Source organism: Alkalicoccus urumqiensis, from assembly GCF_002993335.1.
GTDB classification, from domain to species: Bacteria; Bacillota; Bacilli; order Bacillales; family Salisediminibacteriaceae; genus Alkalicoccus; species Alkalicoccus urumqiensis.
In genome coordinates, this window is record NZ_PVNS01000003.1 from 282440 (window position 1) to 298566 (window position 16127).

Sequence of the window (16127 nt, forward strand, 5' to 3'; positions counted from 1 at the left end):
TGCGGCTTGTAGCTGCAGCGGTTTTTTATGGAAGTGGCAGAGAGCAGCTGCACTGTCTGCAGTGGAAAAGTGGCCCTTTTCCGGGATAACGGACGGTTTTCCAGCGGGTCCAGGCGGTCCACAGCCGCAGCCCCCGGCATCGAACCGCAGCCGGTTTTGGCAGAGGGGCAGCAGCGCTGCCGGTGGATGACGAAATGGGACTGGGCCGGTGCGTAGTGGGAATATCGGATGAAGAAAGTGGAATACGGCGTACCGAAGTTGGAATTTTAGGGTGGAATGGGAGGCGGCCCTTTCGTTGTGAGACTGGAGGGGGCCGCTGCAGGAACGGCAGCTGCAGGTATGAGACTTCCCTGCCTAGTAGTGGGACTCTGCTGCGTTTCCGTTTGGAAAACGAACCAGCCGGCCGGGAAACAGGATAAACAGAAGAGAACGAGTGCTGCAGCGGTTTTTTTCCGAAAAAAAGCCAGCCGGGGTTCCGGCCGGCTGGCAGAGATATATTTGGTTATTTCAGCGAGTACCCGCCGTCGACGACGAGCTCGGTGCCGATGATGTACGATGCAGCATCGGAAGCGAGGAAACGGACGACATCGGCGATTTCCGACGGATCGGCGTATTCGCCGCGCGGTGATTCCTTCGACGCTTTCTCCAGCGCTTCTTCACCGCCATAGGCTTTTTCCGACAGGGCCGTTTTTGTCGGTCCCGGGGAAATGCAGTTGACGCGGATGCCCTGGCGTGCGAAGCGGGCGGCTGTGCTCTCGGTCATCGCTTTGACGGCAGCCTTGGTGCCGCTGTAGGCCGGCAGCATCGGATTCACTTTGCCGTTTCCGAGAATCGCGGCGTTGTTGATGATGTTTCCGGATTTCTGTTTCTGCATCTGCTGCAGCGTGTATTTCATGTACAAGTACAGGGCAGTCTGGTTTGTGGCAATCAGCGTGTCCCAGTCCTCTTCTTTTACCCGGGCAAGCGGACCGCTTCCGACCGACAGAACGCCGGCGTTGTTGAACAGAATATCAATATGATCCTCTTCGTTCATCAGCTCTTCAAAAAATGTCTCGATCTGCCGGCGGTCTTCATTGTCGACCTGGTGAAAATGAGCATGGCCGTTCACGCTGTTTTCGATTTCTTTTCCTTTATCTTCCCGGCGTCCGGTGAAGTGCACCGATGCCCCGCGCTCAGCGAACTGCTTTACAACTTCTGCGCCGATACCGGATGTTCCGCCGTTGACGACCACTACTTTTCCTTCGAAGTTTTCCATGATAATATCCTCCTGATGTTCAGCATTTGTATAATGTATTCACTAATTTTTGTATAACTAAACCTGGAGTTTGGAAAACGACGTTCCGAGAGCACACGTGCTTTTTTCTGCATTAAAAAAACCAGGCAGCTGCTGCCTGGTTTTGAAGAATAAGCTGTTTTGTGATATGACTTCTTTTAGAAGGAGCACGGCTCCGCTCGGCCGCGGCGAATGGCAGAAAACCGCTGCCATTCGCCTTAAGCCACAGGCCGGCTGCGCGCGTGCTTTCAGCCGCTTGACGCGGCCTGTAGATCAGCGGTGGTCGACGGTTTCCGGATACATGTCGTGGTTCATCATCCGGTGCTCGGCCATGTTTTCGTATTTCGTTCCCGGTTTTCCGTAATTCGTGTACGGATCGATGGAAATGCCGCCGCGCGGGGTGAATTTGCCCCATACTTCAATGTAGCGGGGGTCCATCAGCTCCACGAGGTCGTTTAAAATAATGTTCATGCAGTCCTCGTGAAAATCGCCGTGGTTGCGGAAGCTGAACAGGTACAGCTTCAGTGACTTGCTCTCCACCATCTTTTTATCCGGTACGTAGCTGATATAGACAGTGGCAAAATCGGGCTGGCCGGTTTTCGGACAGAGGCTCGTAAACTCCGGACAGTTGAATTTCACAAAGAAATCCCGGTAGTCGTGGCGGTTTTCCACGGACTCCAGTACGGACGGGTCGTAGTCGGTCTTATATTCAACGTTTGTATTACCGAGAAGGGAAACTTCATCTTCGCGTGGTTTTGTCATGGTATCTCGCACCTTTCATGGCATAGTCGTTTTCATTCTACCTCGTTTTCTCCCCGTACGCCAGTCTGCCGGTGCGTTGCAATTCGGGGCTCGTTGTGGTATTTTGTAAGAATCACAAAGCAGAAGGAGCGGGTTTTCCATGAATACGCCTATCCGCCGACAACAGCAGCAGATCTAGCTCTGCCTTTTTTCAAATGGGAAAAGAGGGAGAGCGATACGTCGTACAACCGCAGGGCAGGGAACGTGCGGTTTTTTTGTGTGCAATTTTACCCCGACACGGCGAAAGGAGCCATCATGGAAGAGCAGATTTTACGCATTAAAAAAGATTTCGTCCCAAAATACGAGGACGGTTACCCACTGATCACGGAGGAGGCCTGCGCCAACCCGCAGATTCTCACCGAGGAAGGCAGACCGTTCCGCCTGGAAGCCGGAGACGGCACGTTTCTCGGCCGCGGCTACTACGGCCGCCAGAATAAAGGGCTCGGCTGGGTGCTGACCCAGAAAGAGCACGAGCCGATCGATGAGCGTCTGTTCCAGAAAAAACTCGCCGTCGCACTCGGCCGCCGGACATCGCTGTTTATGGATGAAACAACGAACACATTCCGTATTTTAAACGGTGAAGGGGACGGCCTCGGCGGTCTCACGATCGACTACTTCAACGGCTATTATCTTCTCCAGTGGTACAGCGCCGGCGCCTACACGTGGCAGAAGACGATTGTCGACCTGCTGTTTCAAAATACCGATGCGGTCGGCGTGTATGAAAAAAAGCGATTCTCCAGCGAGGGCGGCTATGTCTCCGACGATGATTTCGTTACCGGAGAGCGGGCACCTGAACCACTTCTCGTGAAAGAAAATGGCATGACGTTTGCGGTCTACTTAAACGACGGCGCCATGACCGGCCTCTTTCTTGACCAGCGCGACGTGCGGCAGACGCTCCGGGAAACGGTACCGGAGGACGCGCGTGTACTCAACACGTTTTCCTATACCGGCGCTTTCTCCGTGGCCTGCGCGCTCGGCGGCGCCGGGCACACCGTCAATGTCGATGCGGCCAACCGGAGCCTGGAGAAAACGAAGGAGCAGTTTGAAGTGAACGGTCTGGATCCCGCGTCCCACCAGATTCTCGTTGAGGATGTGTTCACGTATTTCCGCCGGGCGATCCAGCGCGGCGAGCAGTATGACGTCGTCATCCTCGATCCGCCGAGCTTTGCCCGCACGAAGAAAACGACGTTTTCCGCGGTGAAAGATTACGGGAAGCTGTTGGAGCAGGCGTTCCAGCTGACAGCACCTGGAGGGATCGTGGCCGCCTCCACGAACCACGCCGGCCTCTATCCGAAGAAATTCCGGGCGTTTATCTACGAAGCGATGGAAAAAACAGAAACGACTGGGCGGATTAAATCGACGTTCCGTCTGCCGGAAGATTTCCGCGTCGATGCGGACTATCCGGACGGCAACTACCTGAAAGTGCATCTGATCGAAAAATCTGCCGAAGGAGGCCTATTATGACCGAAGAAAACAACTATACCCACTTTATTAAGCAGATTGTGGAGAAAGACATGGAGTCCGGCGCCTACGATACGATCGTCACGCGTTTTCCGCCGGAGCCGAACGGCTACCTGCATATCGGACATGCAAAGTCGATCGTCTTAAACTTTGAACTCGCCGATGAATTCGGCGGGAAAACGAACCTTCGTTTTGACGACACGAACCCATTGAAGGAAGACAAGGAATACGTCGAATCGATCAAGCGGGACATTGAATGGCTCGGCTACGACCCGGAGGCGGTCCGCTTTGCTTCGGACTACTTTGACGAGATGTATAACCAGGCGGTCAGCCTCATTAAGCGCGGGCTTGCCTACGTGGAAGATCTGTCACAGGAGGAAGTCCGGAAACTCCGCGGCACGCTCACGGAACCGGGAAAGGAAAGTCCTTCCCGGGAACGCAGTGTCGAAGAGAACCTCGATTTGTTCGAGCGGATGAAAAACGGCGAATTCGGCGACGGGGAAAAAACGCTCCGGGCCAGAATCGATATGAGCTCGCCGAACATGAACCTTCGTGACCCGGTGCTGTACCGGATTTCGCATACCGAGCATCACAACACCGGAAACAAGTGGTGCATCTACCCGATGTACTCGTTCGCCCACCCGCTGGAGGATGCGATCGAAGGCGTGACACACTCCCTCTGTACACTGGAGTTTGAAGATCAGCGCCCGCTGTACGACTGGGTCATAGCCAACGCGGAACTCGATGCTGAGCCGAAGCAGATCGAATTTGCCCGCCTCAACCTGACCAACACGGTGATGAGCAAACGGAAGCTGAAACAGCTCGTCGACGAGAACTACGTGGACGGCTGGGACGACCCGCGCATGCCGACGATTTCCGGACTCCGCCGCCGCGGATTCACGCCGGAATCCATCAAGCAGTTCTGCCGGGAAATCGGCGTCTCCAAAGCAGACAACCTCGTCGATGTGCGCATGCTTGAGCACTTCCTGCGCGAAGATTTGAAGCTCGAAGCACCGCGGACGATGGCAGTGCTTGATCCGATCAAAGTGATCATCACGAACTATCCGGAGGACGGCCTCGAATGGCTGCCGGCTGACATCAATCCGGAGAACGAATCGATGGGCATGCGGGAAATTCCGTTTTCCAGAGAGATTTACATTGAGCGCGAAGACTTCATGGAAGATCCGCCGAAGAAGTACTTCCGCCTGTTTCCGGATAACGAAGTCCGCATCAAGCACGCCTACTTCATCCACTGCCACGATTACAAGAAGGATGAAAACGGACAGATTACCGAGCTGTACTGCACGTACGATCCGGAAACAAAATCCGGCTCCGGCTTTACCGGCCGCAAAGTGAAAGGAACGCTTCACTACGTGGAAGCTTCCCAGGCCGTGCCGGCGGAGTTCCGCCTGTACGATTCGCTGATCGATGATGAAGCCGAAGGGGACAATTTCCTTGATTTCGTCAATGGAGAATCCCTCACGGTGAAGCACGGATTTGTCGAGCCGAACATGAAAGACGTGAAAGCGAACGACAAATTCCAGTTCTTCCGTCACGGCTACTTCAGCGTCGATCCGGAGGAAGCCACGGACGAGAAGCTCGTCTTCAACCGCATCGTGGAACTGAAGAGTTCGTTTAAACTGAAATAAGCAAGAGACCGGCCCACCGGCCGGTCTCTGAAAGCACGAGCGGAGCCGGCCTTTGGTTTGAGCCGCAGGGCAGTGCTCTTCTGTCCTGCGGCGCGGCCGCGCGGAGCCGTGCTTCTTTAAAAGAAACATTGTTCAGCGATAACTATACAGAAAAGACCGGCCCGCCAGCCGGTCTTTTCTGTATTTGCAGGAACATATATGGAGGCTGCTGCTGCAGGCAGAGGGAGGCCGTTGGTCCGGGGGATGTGTTTTCTGGTCCGGTACGGGGCGGAACCTGTTCCGATTTACGCTGAATGTGGTCCGATACACAGCGCTTGGTCCGGTAAAAGCTGATGTTGTTCCGATTCGCAGTCATCGTGGTCCGCAGCCGGCCCGTGCTGGTCCGATAGCGCACCGTCCTGTTGCGCATTTTTCAGAACCGTCCACGCTGTCCGCTGCCGAAACAGCGCGGGCAGAAACCCAGGCCACTGAAAAAGTCTCTATTAAAGAAACTCTCTACATGGAGAGTTTCTTTTTTATTACACAATCTGATTTACGAAAAGAAACTTTAACCTTTTCAATTAGTGAAATCAGACTGCACTACAGACGGAAGCTTGCCGCGGGCATGGCCTCAGCCTACTCGAACATCCTTTGGATGTTCTGCGGGGTCTTCACCTCATGCTTTTCCCGCAGGCCTCCTCGTCTTTCGTTTCGTCTGATTGAGCCTGGGATAAAAAGCATGAAAGTGGTCAAAAGAGTTCCATGACAAAAAAAGAGGTTCTCCCTAATCAAGTGTGCTTGACATTGAAAAAAGCAGAATCTTCCTCTAATGTTTAAAGTGACGAAACCAAAACATTGTAGAGAGGAAGATCTGCTTGTACAAACAGTTTACTACAGATATCCTGCACCTACCAACGTTTGTCTTGAATGATGAAGGAGAACGTGTAGAGAATGGCTGGATCCTCGGCGTGGAACCAAAGCCACAGAGCCATCTTTGTCCGTTATGTTTTCAGGAGAGCATCAATCATGCCAGAAACAAGGAGCGTACCCTGCGTCATGCCTGGATTTCCACGCAGGAAACTATTTACATCCGTGTTCCTGTCCACCGCCAGCGTTGGGAGGATTGTGGGATCACCTGGACAGTCGAATGGCCGGAAATACCGCTGCGTGGGAACGTGACGAAGCATTTTAAACAGATGATCGCCAGAAAGTGTATCGGTCAGTCCTTCGAGGCGGTCGCCAGAGAGATGACGGTGCCGCCGTCGACGGTGGCTTCCTGGTTCTACACGTATGCGGAAGAGACCGTGGCGCGTCCTGCTGATTACGAAGCACCGACAGCGCTGTGCATGGATGAGTTTGCTCATAAACGTGGGCACAGCTACAGTGTCGCTCTTCAGGATGCCCATACGGGTCATGTGTGGCAGACGCACCCGGGAAAAAGCCGGGAGCGCATCCAGGAAGGACTGCGCCGGTATCCATTTCAGGCACTAGAGGTTATCGTTACCGACCTGGCTCCCGGTATGGCGCAGACCGTCCACGAGATATGGCCGGAGACCACTGTCGTCGTCGACAAGTTCCATGTGATCCAGTTGTTCACGCAAGCTCTGGATCGCGCGAAGAAAATGGAAGGAACCAACGGAACCAGCCACAAGAATATCCGACACCAACGCAGGCTTTTGATGTCCCATCCCAAGTACTTGAAGAAAGAGGAGAAAGCGAACCTCCGCCTCTGGCTCGAAGAGAATCCCGAATGGAAAAAACAGTGGGTCGCGCTCCAGAAGTTCCGGGACGTGTATCGAGCCAAGCGTTTTAAGAAAGCGAAAGAAGCTCTGGAGAACTGGTGTAATCACTATCTGTTTGAGGGAGCAAGCGCCACGAAATCCATCACGAAGACCATTCTGAAGTGGAAACAGGAGATCTTGAATCACTTCATGTTTAAGCTGACGAACGCCAGGCTCGAAGGTACGAATAACCTGATTAAAACGCTGAAACGGCGCAGTTATGGATGTCCGAATAGGTATCACTTCGATCTCCGGATTCGAATGGAGTGTCGTGCTCCCGCTTAGAAATAAAGAGAAATCATACATTAGAGGCAGAAATCAACACATTTCACTGTGGAGAACCAAAAAAGACGGCCAAATCCAAAAAAATGAAAATTGGTCGTCTTTTTTCTATGATTTTACGTTCGTTCAATTAAAATCGAGAGATTTTCAGTGGCCCTCAGAAACCGGCTTCCTGTTTCATAAAGAAACCAAAAGAAGCTCCCCTCCGCGCGGGGAGCTTCAAAACTTTTTCTTACTTGTCTTCCAGTGCTTCGACCATTTTTTTCGCGGTGCTTTCACTGGACATTGGATTCTGTCCGGTGACGAGCTTTCCGTCACGGACGGAATAGTCGCTCCAGTTGTCGCCGTTTTCAAAGGCAGCGCCTTTTTCGCGGAGCGTGGACTCCAGCAGGAACGGCACGGCGTTTTCCAGCCCCATTTCTTTTTCTTCCGCGTCGGTAAATGCACTCACTTTTTTACCTTTGACGAGCGGTGTGCCGTCGGAGAGCGTGACGTGGACGAGGGCGCTCGGGCCGTGGCAGACAGAGCCGATAACGGCACCTTTTTCTGCGTGTTCGCGGATCAGGCGCTGCAGAAGCAGGTTGTCCGGGAAGTCAAAGACGGTGCCGTGTCCGCCGGGAAGGTAAACCGCGTCGAATCCGGCGCTCACATCTTCATTGGAGAGTGCCTGCGTGTTGGTCAGTTTGGCTTCCGCCTCCTGCCATTCGAGTACGTCCTTTTCCGGAAGGCTGTTCGGGTCGAGCGGCACCTGGCCGCCTTCGATGCTGCGTACCGTGACGTCATAGCCTTGACGCACGAATTCGACATATGGAGCAGCGTATTCTTCCAGCCAGAGGCCGGTATCGTTACTTCCCATTTTATTTGCGCTTGTTACGACAATTAGTACGTTTTTACTCATGTTATTCATCCTCCTGTTGCGTATCAGGTTACAGCTGACTTCTTCCCCGGAACGTTCTCCTTCAAACAAGAAAAATTATCCGTCCATTAAAAACCGGAAGCAGGAATCAATATGCGCACTGGTGGAATCGAGCACGCCGGAAGCAGGCGGGACGGCCATCTGAAGCTCCGTGCAGCCGAGGAGCACTTCATCCCACGGCCCCTGCATCTGCTTCTGAATAAACCGCCGGGATACATCGGTCAGCGTCCCTGTCACAAGCTCTGTGAAAATAATCCGCTGCAGCCGCTCTCTGGCTGCGGCAGGCGGTATATGTACGTTCACCCCGCGTGCTTCAAGCGGCTCATGGTACAGCCTGGATGTCATCGTTTCCTCCGTCCCGAGAAGCAGCATGTCGGTCGTCTCCGGCTGAACATTTTCCAGCACGGCCTCCGTGATCGATAAAACGGGAAGCGGTGCCTGCGGCAGAAGCTCCTCCAGTGCGAGGTGTGCCGTGTTGGAGCAGAGTGCGCACGCGTCCGCACCGGCCGCGCGAAGCGAATGCAGCGCCGGGAGGAGGACCTCCGCCATCCCTTTTCGGTCTCCGTGCCGCTGCCGGTCCAGAAGCGCCGGGAAATCGACGTTCGTCATTACGACCGGCGCAGCGGAATAAGGACCGTACACCTTCTGCCAGCGCGTATTCAGCTCCCGGTAGTACACCGCTGAAGATTCCCAGCTCATGCCGCCAAGAAGTCCGAGCATCACGAAGACTGCTCCCGGGCAAACTGTTTCAGTGCAAACAGAATCGATCCTGTCTCTGTATCCTCCAGGAAATCGACGCCGTACAGCCAGCGGCCGGCCACCTGCTTTTTCCAGACGATGACGCCGGCCGGCTCAAGCTGGGTGCCGGCAATCGTCATATCAAACGTCAGCTCACAGTCTTTCTCCGGCAGATCGAGCTCCGTCTGCAGACGGAGGCCGCCTGGACTCATATTCATGAGAACCCCACGGCCGTTTTTGGAGTGGTGTTCTTTACCTTTTAACCGGCTGATATAAAAACTCGTATCGTGCGGTGTACCGAATTCATAGCGGAATGCTTCCTGTCTTCGTCGGTTTGGCATAAAAGTGTCTCCTTTCCAAAGAGAACAGTCTCAGGTTACCGGGAGGCGTGAAATTCCCGGTGCACAGCGCGGCGGACATCTTCATTAACGGCGACATCCATCGCGGTAAGGGCAAGTGCTTTTGCAGTCAGCATCATCCCCTCGAAACCTTCGTCACTCAGCGCCGCCTCCCGGAAGGCATCGGTGTGCGGAATAATCGGTTTCGATGAAATCTTTGTATACGGATGGAGAGCAGGGCACCGCTGGCTGACGTTACCCATGTCCAGCGAGCCGCTGCCATCTTCCTCTTCAAATATATCTTCCCGCCGGACGCCGAGCGTATGCAGCTGTTTCGTAAATACATTCGACAGCGCTTCATTTGTCTTCATGTCATCGTAGGAATATTCGTAGTTGCGTATTTCCACCGTGGCGCCGGTTGCCTGAGCGGCGGCACGGGCACATTCCTTCACTTTTTCCGCCAGCGGATTCAGGCTGCTCCGTTTGGCAGCCCGGACGTAAAACTGTGCCTGCGCAAACTCCGGAACGACGTTGGCGGCCGTGCCGCCGTGTGTAATGATGCCGTGCATCCGTACGTCCGGGGTGACGTGCTGGCGGAGCGCATTGACACTGTGAAACAGCTGAAGCACCGCGTCGAGCGCATTAATCCCTGCTTCCGGTGCGGCAGCGGCGTGCGAGGATCGTCCGTGAAACGAAAATTCCACCGCGTCCATGGCAAGCGACGTGCCGCTTTTGACGTAATCGGAGGAAGGATGGGCCATCAATGCAGCATCGAGATGGTCGAACAGGCCGTCTTCTGCCATCGTAACTTTGGCACCGTTTGTCTCCTCTGCAGGCGTGCCGAAGACGGTAATCGTCCCGCCGGTTTGTTCGACGATGGATTTGTAGCCGATCGCAGCGGCGGCGCTCTGGGTGCCGATGAGGTTGTGGCCGCAGGCGTGGCCGAGGCCGGGAAGGGCGTCGTATTCGGCGAGAAAACCGATGTGGGCGCCGGGCTTTTCAGCGGTGTAGACGGCTTTGAAGGCAGTCTCGGGCTGGCCGGGAAGGTCTTCGATGGTGAAGCCGTATGCTTCAAGCAGGGCGGTGAGTGCCTGTCTGGCTTCGTATTCTTCGTTCCCGAGTTCGGGATGGTGTCCGATGTGCTGGCTTGTTTCGTACAGCCTGCTTCGGGCGGATTCGATCGTATTGGTAATGGTTTCGCGCATGGTGGACGGTCTCCTTTGGTGGGATTCTGATTCTACTTTACCGTAATTTCCTGCCGGCGGGCAAGCGGTGGCCGAAGGAGAGAAGTAGTAGGTTATTTTCTCCAAAAAAGGTATAATGAAAATAGTAAGAAAATTCATACAGAACAGGGAGCGGTGCGCATGCTGGAGACGTATTCGATTGAAGATTTCTACGATGAGATGATGGCGGATGTGCGGAAGCCGCGGCCTCACTATGAGAAGTTTCACCGGATTCTTCTGGAAATGAACCAGGAAGAGCTGCATGAGAAGCATGAAACAGCGCAGCTGAGCTTTCTACGTCAGGGAATTACGTTTACGGTCTATCACGAGGAGGGCGGGACGGAGCGGACGATGCCGTTTGATTTTGTTCCGGTCATTATCGATGATGAGCAGTGGAGCGGCATTGAAGCCGGAATAAAGCAGCGCGTGCGGGCGCTGAATTTGTTTCTCGAGGACGTGTATAACGAGGGCCGGATTTTACATGAGGGCATTGTGCCGCGCGGGGTGGTGGAAAACAATCAGTATTTCTACCGGAAGCAGGCGGGCGGCTTTGAGGTTCCGAATGATAATCGTATTTTTCTTGCCGGCATCGATCTGATCCGGGGTGACGAAGGGGTGTACCGGGTACTCGAGGACAATCTCCGCAATCCGTCGGGACTTTCCTACGTCTATCAGAACCGGTTCGTCATGAGGAAAGTTTTTCCGGAATTTTTCTTTGAGCACGATATCCGCACGCTGGAGCATCAGATGAGCCACCTGCACGAAGCACTCTTAAGCCACGTGCCGGAAAACAGTCCGTCGAAAAACGCGCCGCAGGCCGTTCTTTTAACGCCGGGAATGTATAATTCGGCCTATTACGACCACGTTTTCCTCGCGCAGCAGATGGGGATAGAGCTTGTAGAGGGAAGGGACCTTCTCGTAAAGGATAAAGCCGTCTACATGAAAACGGTCCGCGGCCTGCAGCGGGTGGATATTATTTACCGCCGCATTGACGACGATTTCATCGATCCGGAGGAATTCAATCCGGACTCGGAGCTCGGTGTGCCGGGGCTGATGGAGGCTTACCGGAACGGGAACGTAGCCATTTTGAATGGTGTCGGCAACGGCGTCGCAGATGATAAAGAAATTTACGCGTACGTCCCTGAGATGATCCGCTTCTATCTCGGCGAAGAGCCGATGATTCCGAATGTCGATACGTATTTTCTCCGTGATGAGGACGTACGGCGCGATGTGCTCGGGCGTCTGGAGGAGCTCGTCGTCAAAAACGTCGGGGCCTCCGGCGGCTACGATATGCTGATCGGACCACAGGCATCTCCGGAGCAGATCGAGCTGTTTAAGCAGAAAATTGAAGAGACCCCGGAGCAGTATATTGCCCAGCCGACGATCCAGCTTTCCAGAGCCCCTGCGTTTCAGAAGAAGCGGTTTTATCCGTGCCACGTCGACCTCCGTGTATTCGCAGTCGGCGGCGATGATTTCCACGTGCTTCCGGGCGGACTGACGCGTGTCGCACTCAAGGAAGGTTCGCTTGTCGTCAACTCCTCCCAGGGCGGCGGCGGAAAAGATACATGGGTACTAAAGAAGGGGGCGGTGCCGAATGCTTAGCCGGGTTGCTGCAAGTTTATTCTGGATGGCGCGCAACATGGAGCGTGCGGAGAGCAATGCGCGCGTGCTGGAGTCGCGGCTTATCAACGCGCTGGAATCCTCGGAATACGGCAAGCTCGCCACCGACGACTGGGAGGCGGTGCTGGAAATCTGCTCATCGGTCACAGAATACAGGAGTATGTATGACGCGTGCGAGGCCCGCCCGATCGCCCAGTATATTACGTTTGATGCGAGAAATATCAACTCCATTGTCAACTGCCTGGAGAACGCACGTCACAACGCCCGCTCCGTCCGGGATAATATTCCCGAGGAGCTGTGGGAGCTGTTGAATGAACAGTACCTGACTCTCCGGGATGAGGAATTTTACGCGTGGTCCATCCGCGATATTCAGGCATTTCTCCAGCAGACGAAGCGCCTTTCGTTTATGATTCAGGGAGTGATTGAATCTTCCATGCTCCGCGAAGAGCCGTATCATTTCATTAAAGTCGGCAAATGGATCGAACGTGCGGAGAAAACGGCGCGTGTGTTAAACGTCGTCTGTGAGAAAACGACGCAGCTGAAAGAAGAGACGCAGACGGATCATTACTATTACTGGCTGAGCGCACTGCAGTTTTTAAACGGGTACGATGCATATTTGAAGCGGTTTCCGCCGACGATGGAACCGAAGCATGTGCTTCCGTTTCTCGTTTCCTACGAACAGTTTCCGCGTTCCATCGAATACTGCATGGACCACGTAAGAGAAGCGGTCATGCAGCTGGAAGGCGGGAAGGTATCCCATTATTCAGAGGAGCTGTTCCAGGCGCTTGATCACGTCACGGACGAATTTGTAAAAATGAAGTTCCAGCAGATGGACAGCGCGGACATCGGACCGTTTCTCGACCGGTTTCAGAACGACTGCAACCGGCTTGCATCTGTCTTTGCCAGCACGTACTATTTTGTCTGAAGGACAAAAGGAGCGTAAAATTGATGAAATACCAGATTGAACATACCAACGACTTCACCTATGAAACGATGGTCGACCAGAGCCTGAACCGGATCCGGCTCAAGCCGAGAACGGATGAATGCCAGCGTCTTCTTTCCTATACACCCACCATCGAACCAGTGACCCTGACAAAAGAAAATACCGATATCTGGGGCAATACGGTGGAAAGCTTTTTTATCGCAGAGCCGCATCAGCGACTGCTCGTGAAAACGACGTCGGTTGTGAGCATTCAGAAAAGCCCGTTTGTGCGCATGGTGCAGTATACGCCCGAGATGGAAACGATTTTTAAATCGGACCTGTTCCGTTCCCACTATCTCGCATATCTTGCCGATACCGCTCCGACGTATATCCGGCCGGATCAGAAGGAGGAAGTAAAACGGGAGCTCGGCGATTTGTCGAACCCGGTGGAATGCGCCCTTTCCGTTCTCGACTTTGTCTACAGCCGCTTCAGCTACGATCCGGAGGCGACGAATGTATCCACCAGTGCGGTCGACGCGTTTGATTTAAAGCGCGGCGTCTGCCAGGATTATGCCAACGTCATGCTTGGCATTCTCCGCGCCAAAGGACTTCCGGCACGCTACGTGAGCGGCTACCTCTATGTCGGGGAGAACTCGGCGCTCGTCGGCGACGCGGCGACGCACGCCTGGGTGGAAGTCATGATCCCGGGCATCGGCTGGGTCGGACTCGATCCGACAAACAACGTCGAAGCGCTGGAGCAGCACATCCGCGTCGGTGTCGGCCGCGATTACGAGGACACGAGCCCGGTACAGGGCGTCTACCGCGGCGGACAGCATACGCTGGACGTGAAGGTGAGCGTCCAGCTGCTCGAGCAGCATTAACGCCCGCTGTTTTCCACTTTCTTTGTCAGAAAGGTGGATATTTCGGCTGCAGAAAGATATAATCGGGAAAGCGATTACTGCAGCTTTTCTGAAGGGAGTCCGGATGCTGCAGCGCGGGCGGGACTCCCAACTTTGATGGAATAACGAGGGATAGGTATGAATAAAGGAGTCGTAGAGAACATTTCGCCGTTTATGACCTTCTCCCGCGCGGAGTGGGCTGCGCTCCGGGAATCTTACTCGATGAAGATGGACCCGGAGGAGATCCAGCAGGTAAAGGGGCTGAATGACGTCCTGAATATGGAGGAGATTGCAGATATTTACCTGCCGCTGACACGGCTTATCCATCTGCATGCGGATGCCTCCCAGGAGCTGTACCGGAGCCGTTCGATTTTCCTGAAGAAGCAGGAGAAAAAGGTGCCGTATATCATCGGCATCGCCGGAAGTGTCGCCGTCGGCAAGAGCACGCTTGCCCGCGTACTGCGGACGCTTCTTTCCAAATGGGACCTTCATCCGAGAGTGGATCTTGTCACGACAGACGGATTTCTCTACCCGAATGCCGAGCTCGAGCGGCGCGGCATTATGGATAAAAAAGGATTCCCGGAAAGCTTCAACGTGGCAGCACTGCTCCGTTTTCTTGAAGAAGTAAAGTCCGGGAAGCCGCGTGTGGAAGCACCGGTATATTCCCACATTACGTACGATGTGAAGCCGGGCGAGGCGCAGGTTGTCGAACAGCCGGATATCGTTATTCTCGAAGGCATCAACGTGCTTCAGCCGCCGCGCCACAAAGGAGCGGATCCAGAAGAGGGCGTGTCGGTATCCGACTACTTCGATTTTTCCATTTACGTGGATGCCGATGAAGAGGATGTGTTTTCCTGGTACATCGAACGGTTTAAGAAGCTCCGGGAAACGGCGTTCCGGAATCCCGACTCCTATTTCCGCAAGTATGCTGATTTGTCGGACGAAGAGGCGGAAGCCTTCGCCGCCGGCGTGTGGAACCGGATCAACCATCCGAACCTCGTAGAAAATATCCGGCCGACGAAAAACCGGGCGGACCTTATTCTCCGTAAAGGCGGACATCACCTCGTTAACCAGATTAAAATGAGAAAAATTTAGGAGGGATACTGTGACAAAACACATCATTCACACAAATCTAGCGCCGGAAGCGATCGGCCCCTACTCCCAGGCGGTCGAAGTGGACGGATTTATTTATACTTCCGGACAGATCGGTCTCGATCCGGAATCCGGCGAGATGGTGGAAGGCTTGGAAAATCAGGCGCACCGCGTCATGAAAAACGTCATGGCGATTCTGAAAGCAGCCAGCTCTTCCAATGATGAAATTATTAAAACACTCATTTTCCTCCGCAACATCGAAGACTTTGCCGTTGTCAACGAGATCTACGCCTCGTACTTAAACGAACCGTATCCGGCACGCAGCGCGATCGAAATCTCCAAAATGCCGAAGGATGCCCTTGTGGAGATCGAAGTGATTGCCAAAAAAGAAGCATAATTAGGTAAAGCCCTGATCTGCGGATTTCCACAGACCAGGGCTCTTTTTCTACTGACGGGCACAGCCAGCCGACGGCAGATGCACAGGATGATAAAATAAACCAGGCAGATACCGCCTGGTCTTAAAAGCTAAGAGACGTTTGTTGAACAGGTACCCGCTTTCTGCCTGCACCTGCAGCCGTATGCGTTCCGGAGGGAATTCAAAAAGCGGAAGCGCCCTGCTTACGAGCGACCAGTCCTGGAAGACCTGCCGACGAAAGCTGATCTTCGCTTTCTTCGGCAGGGGTGAAGGAACCTCGAGCGAGTGGGTGCTGCAGCTGGACAATACTTCCATTACAAGAAGCACGGTTTCGCGCGACCGCGCCGCATGGCAGAAAATCGCTGCCCTGCGGCTTAAACCAAAGGCCTGCTCCGCTCGTGCTTTCAGCCGCTTGACGCGGCGTGGATTTTCGCCTCGTTCGGATCCTCCTGGAGTCGACGGCCTCCGGTTTTCGGCAGGTAGGAAGAAAACACTTGTTAGAAGCGATCCCTTTTGCGCAAAGAATACTGTCATTCAATCGAATTGGAAGAGACCATCATTACCTTATAAACATCGTTTCTGCTATAAATCCTTCGTATTTCATCTCTATATTTACTGCGCTTCGAAGCGTTCGGCAGAGACGCCGGTGGGATCAAGCGCAGTCGCCCGAAAAGCGGAAGCGCCCTGGTCACGAGCGACCAGTCCTGGAGGCCCTGCCGACGAAAGCTGCTCTTTGCT

At 54.1% G+C, this 16127-nt stretch carries 16 protein-coding genes; 10 read left to right on the forward strand and 6 right to left on the reverse strand.

The genetic code is table 11. The annotated features are described in order from the left end of the window. Positions 1 to 27: 27 nt before the first annotated feature. Positions 28 to 216 carry a hypothetical protein gene (locus C6I21_RS16370; protein ID WP_105958280.1) on the forward strand — a complete coding sequence of 63 codons (189 nt, stop codon included), beginning with the start codon at positions 28 to 30 and terminating at the stop codon, positions 214 to 216. Between the two features lie 286 nt (positions 217 to 502). Here the strand turns inward: C6I21_RS16370 and C6I21_RS04685 are convergent, their stop codons facing one another. Next, the gene (locus C6I21_RS04685; RefSeq protein WP_105958281.1) at positions 503 to 1255 is read right to left on the reverse strand and encodes an SDR family NAD(P)-dependent oxidoreductase; all 753 of its coding nucleotides are present in this window, start codon (positions 1253 to 1255) and stop codon (positions 503 to 505) included. A 291-nt stretch (positions 1256 to 1546) separates the two neighbouring features. Next, positions 1547 to 2035: a preQ(1) synthase gene (gene queF / locus C6I21_RS04690; RefSeq protein ID WP_105958282.1), complete on the reverse strand. Its 489-nt coding sequence runs from the start codon at positions 2033 to 2035 to the stop codon at positions 1547 to 1549. A gap of 294 nt (positions 2036 to 2329) precedes the next feature. On the opposite strand from queF, the gene C6I21_RS04695 reads away from it, so the two are divergent. The 4 genes from C6I21_RS04695 to C6I21_RS04705 all read left to right on the forward strand — a co-directional run bounded on the left by C6I21_RS04695 (position 2330) and on the right by C6I21_RS04705 (position 7229). After that, the gene (locus C6I21_RS04695) at positions 2330 to 3538 is read left to right on the forward strand and encodes a class I SAM-dependent rRNA methyltransferase (protein ID WP_105958283.1); all 1209 of its coding nucleotides are present in this window, start codon (positions 2330 to 2332) and stop codon (positions 3536 to 3538) included. Further along, positions 3535 to 5184 (forward strand): glutamine--tRNA ligase/YqeY domain fusion protein, encoded by a 1650-nt coding sequence (locus C6I21_RS04700; RefSeq protein WP_105958284.1) that lies wholly within the window; start codon positions 3535 to 3537, stop codon positions 5182 to 5184. Before C6I21_RS04695 ends, C6I21_RS04700 begins: the two co-directional genes overlap by 4 nt. 295 nt (positions 5185 to 5479) lie before the next feature. Continuing rightward, complete coding sequence (locus C6I21_RS16375) at positions 5480 to 5929, forward strand: hypothetical protein (RefSeq protein ID WP_181186094.1); 450 nt, start codon at positions 5480 to 5482, stop codon at positions 5927 to 5929. Positions 5930 to 6038: 109 nt separating this feature from the next. Continuing rightward, positions 6039 to 7229, forward strand: a complete 1191-nt coding sequence (locus C6I21_RS04705) for an ISL3 family transposase (RefSeq protein WP_181186095.1) — start codon at positions 6039 to 6041, stop codon at positions 7227 to 7229. Positions 7230 to 7458: 229 nt separating this feature from the next. On the opposite strand, the gene C6I21_RS04710 is transcribed toward C6I21_RS04705, so the two are convergent. From C6I21_RS04710 to C6I21_RS04725, 4 genes are all read right to left on the reverse strand, one after another. After that, positions 7459 to 8124 (reverse strand): type 1 glutamine amidotransferase domain-containing protein, encoded by a 666-nt coding sequence (locus C6I21_RS04710; protein ID WP_105958286.1) that lies wholly within the window; start codon positions 8122 to 8124, stop codon positions 7459 to 7461. A gap of 75 nt (positions 8125 to 8199) precedes the next feature. After that, entirely contained in the window at positions 8200 to 8862 is a 663-nt protein-coding gene (locus tag C6I21_RS04715) for an aspartate/glutamate racemase family protein (RefSeq protein ID WP_105958287.1), read from the reverse strand. Then, complete coding sequence (locus tag C6I21_RS04720; protein ID WP_105958288.1) at positions 8862 to 9221, reverse strand: PilZ domain-containing protein; 360 nt, start codon at positions 9219 to 9221, stop codon at positions 8862 to 8864. Before C6I21_RS04720 ends, C6I21_RS04715 begins: the two co-directional genes overlap by 1 nt. A 35-nt stretch (positions 9222 to 9256) precedes the next feature. Further along, the gene (locus C6I21_RS04725) at positions 9257 to 10423 is read right to left on the reverse strand and encodes a M20 family metallopeptidase (RefSeq protein ID WP_105958289.1); all 1167 of its coding nucleotides are present in this window, start codon (positions 10421 to 10423) and stop codon (positions 9257 to 9259) included. Positions 10424 to 10582: 159 nt separating this feature from the next. Between C6I21_RS04725 and C6I21_RS04730 the strand changes: the two genes are divergently transcribed. From C6I21_RS04730 to C6I21_RS04750, 5 genes are all read left to right on the forward strand, one after another. Further along, the gene (locus C6I21_RS04730) at positions 10583 to 12043 is read left to right on the forward strand and encodes a circularly permuted type 2 ATP-grasp protein (RefSeq protein ID WP_105958290.1); all 1461 of its coding nucleotides are present in this window, start codon (positions 10583 to 10585) and stop codon (positions 12041 to 12043) included. Then, positions 12036 to 12986: an alpha-E domain-containing protein gene (locus C6I21_RS04735; RefSeq protein ID WP_105958291.1), complete on the forward strand. Its 951-nt coding sequence runs from the start codon at positions 12036 to 12038 to the stop codon at positions 12984 to 12986. Before C6I21_RS04730 ends, C6I21_RS04735 begins: the two co-directional genes overlap by 8 nt. A gap of 23 nt (positions 12987 to 13009) precedes the next feature. Continuing rightward, entirely contained in the window at positions 13010 to 13864 is an 855-nt protein-coding gene (locus tag C6I21_RS04740; RefSeq protein WP_105958292.1) for a transglutaminase family protein, read from the forward strand. A 156-nt stretch (positions 13865 to 14020) separates the two neighbouring features. Next, positions 14021 to 14977, forward strand: coding sequence for a type I pantothenate kinase (coaA, locus tag C6I21_RS04745; protein ID WP_105958293.1), 957 nt, complete (start codon positions 14021 to 14023; stop codon positions 14975 to 14977). A gap of 10 nt (positions 14978 to 14987) precedes the next feature. Next, positions 14988 to 15371: a RidA family protein gene (locus tag C6I21_RS04750; protein ID WP_105958294.1), complete on the forward strand. Its 384-nt coding sequence runs from the start codon at positions 14988 to 14990 to the stop codon at positions 15369 to 15371. The last annotated feature ends 756 nt before the right edge of the window (positions 15372 to 16127 follow it).

Coding starts and splice junctions, on each gene's coding strand:
- C6I21_RS16370 (WP_105958280.1), top strand. CDS start 28: ATGGAAGTGGCAGAGAGCAGCTGCACTGTCTGCAGTGGAAAAGTGGCC.
- C6I21_RS04685 (WP_105958281.1), bottom strand. CDS start 1,255: ATGGAAAACTTCGAAGGAAAAGTAGTGGTCGTCAACGGCGGAACATCC.
- queF (WP_105958282.1), bottom strand. CDS start 2,035: ATGACAAAACCACGCGAAGATGAAGTTTCCCTTCTCGGTAATACAAAC.
- C6I21_RS04695 (WP_105958283.1), top strand. CDS start 2,330: ATGGAAGAGCAGATTTTACGCATTAAAAAAGATTTCGTCCCAAAATAC.
- C6I21_RS04700 (WP_105958284.1), top strand. CDS start 3,535: ATGACCGAAGAAAACAACTATACCCACTTTATTAAGCAGATTGTGGAG.
- C6I21_RS04710 (WP_105958286.1), bottom strand. CDS start 8,124: ATGAGTAAAAACGTACTAATTGTCGTAACAAGCGCAAATAAAATGGGA.
- C6I21_RS04715 (WP_105958287.1), bottom strand. CDS start 8,862: ATGCTCGGACTTCTTGGCGGCATGAGCTGGGAATCTTCAGCGGTGTAC.
- C6I21_RS04720 (WP_105958288.1), bottom strand. CDS start 9,221: ATGCCAAACCGACGAAGACAGGAAGCATTCCGCTATGAATTCGGTACA.
- C6I21_RS04725 (WP_105958289.1), bottom strand. CDS start 10,423: ATGCGCGAAACCATTACCAATACGATCGAATCCGCCCGAAGCAGGCTG.
- C6I21_RS04730 (WP_105958290.1), top strand. CDS start 10,583: ATGCTGGAGACGTATTCGATTGAAGATTTCTACGATGAGATGATGGCG.
- C6I21_RS04735 (WP_105958291.1), top strand. CDS start 12,036: ATGCTTAGCCGGGTTGCTGCAAGTTTATTCTGGATGGCGCGCAACATG.
- C6I21_RS04740 (WP_105958292.1), top strand. CDS start 13,010: ATGAAATACCAGATTGAACATACCAACGACTTCACCTATGAAACGATG.
- coaA (WP_105958293.1), top strand. CDS start 14,021: ATGAATAAAGGAGTCGTAGAGAACATTTCGCCGTTTATGACCTTCTCC.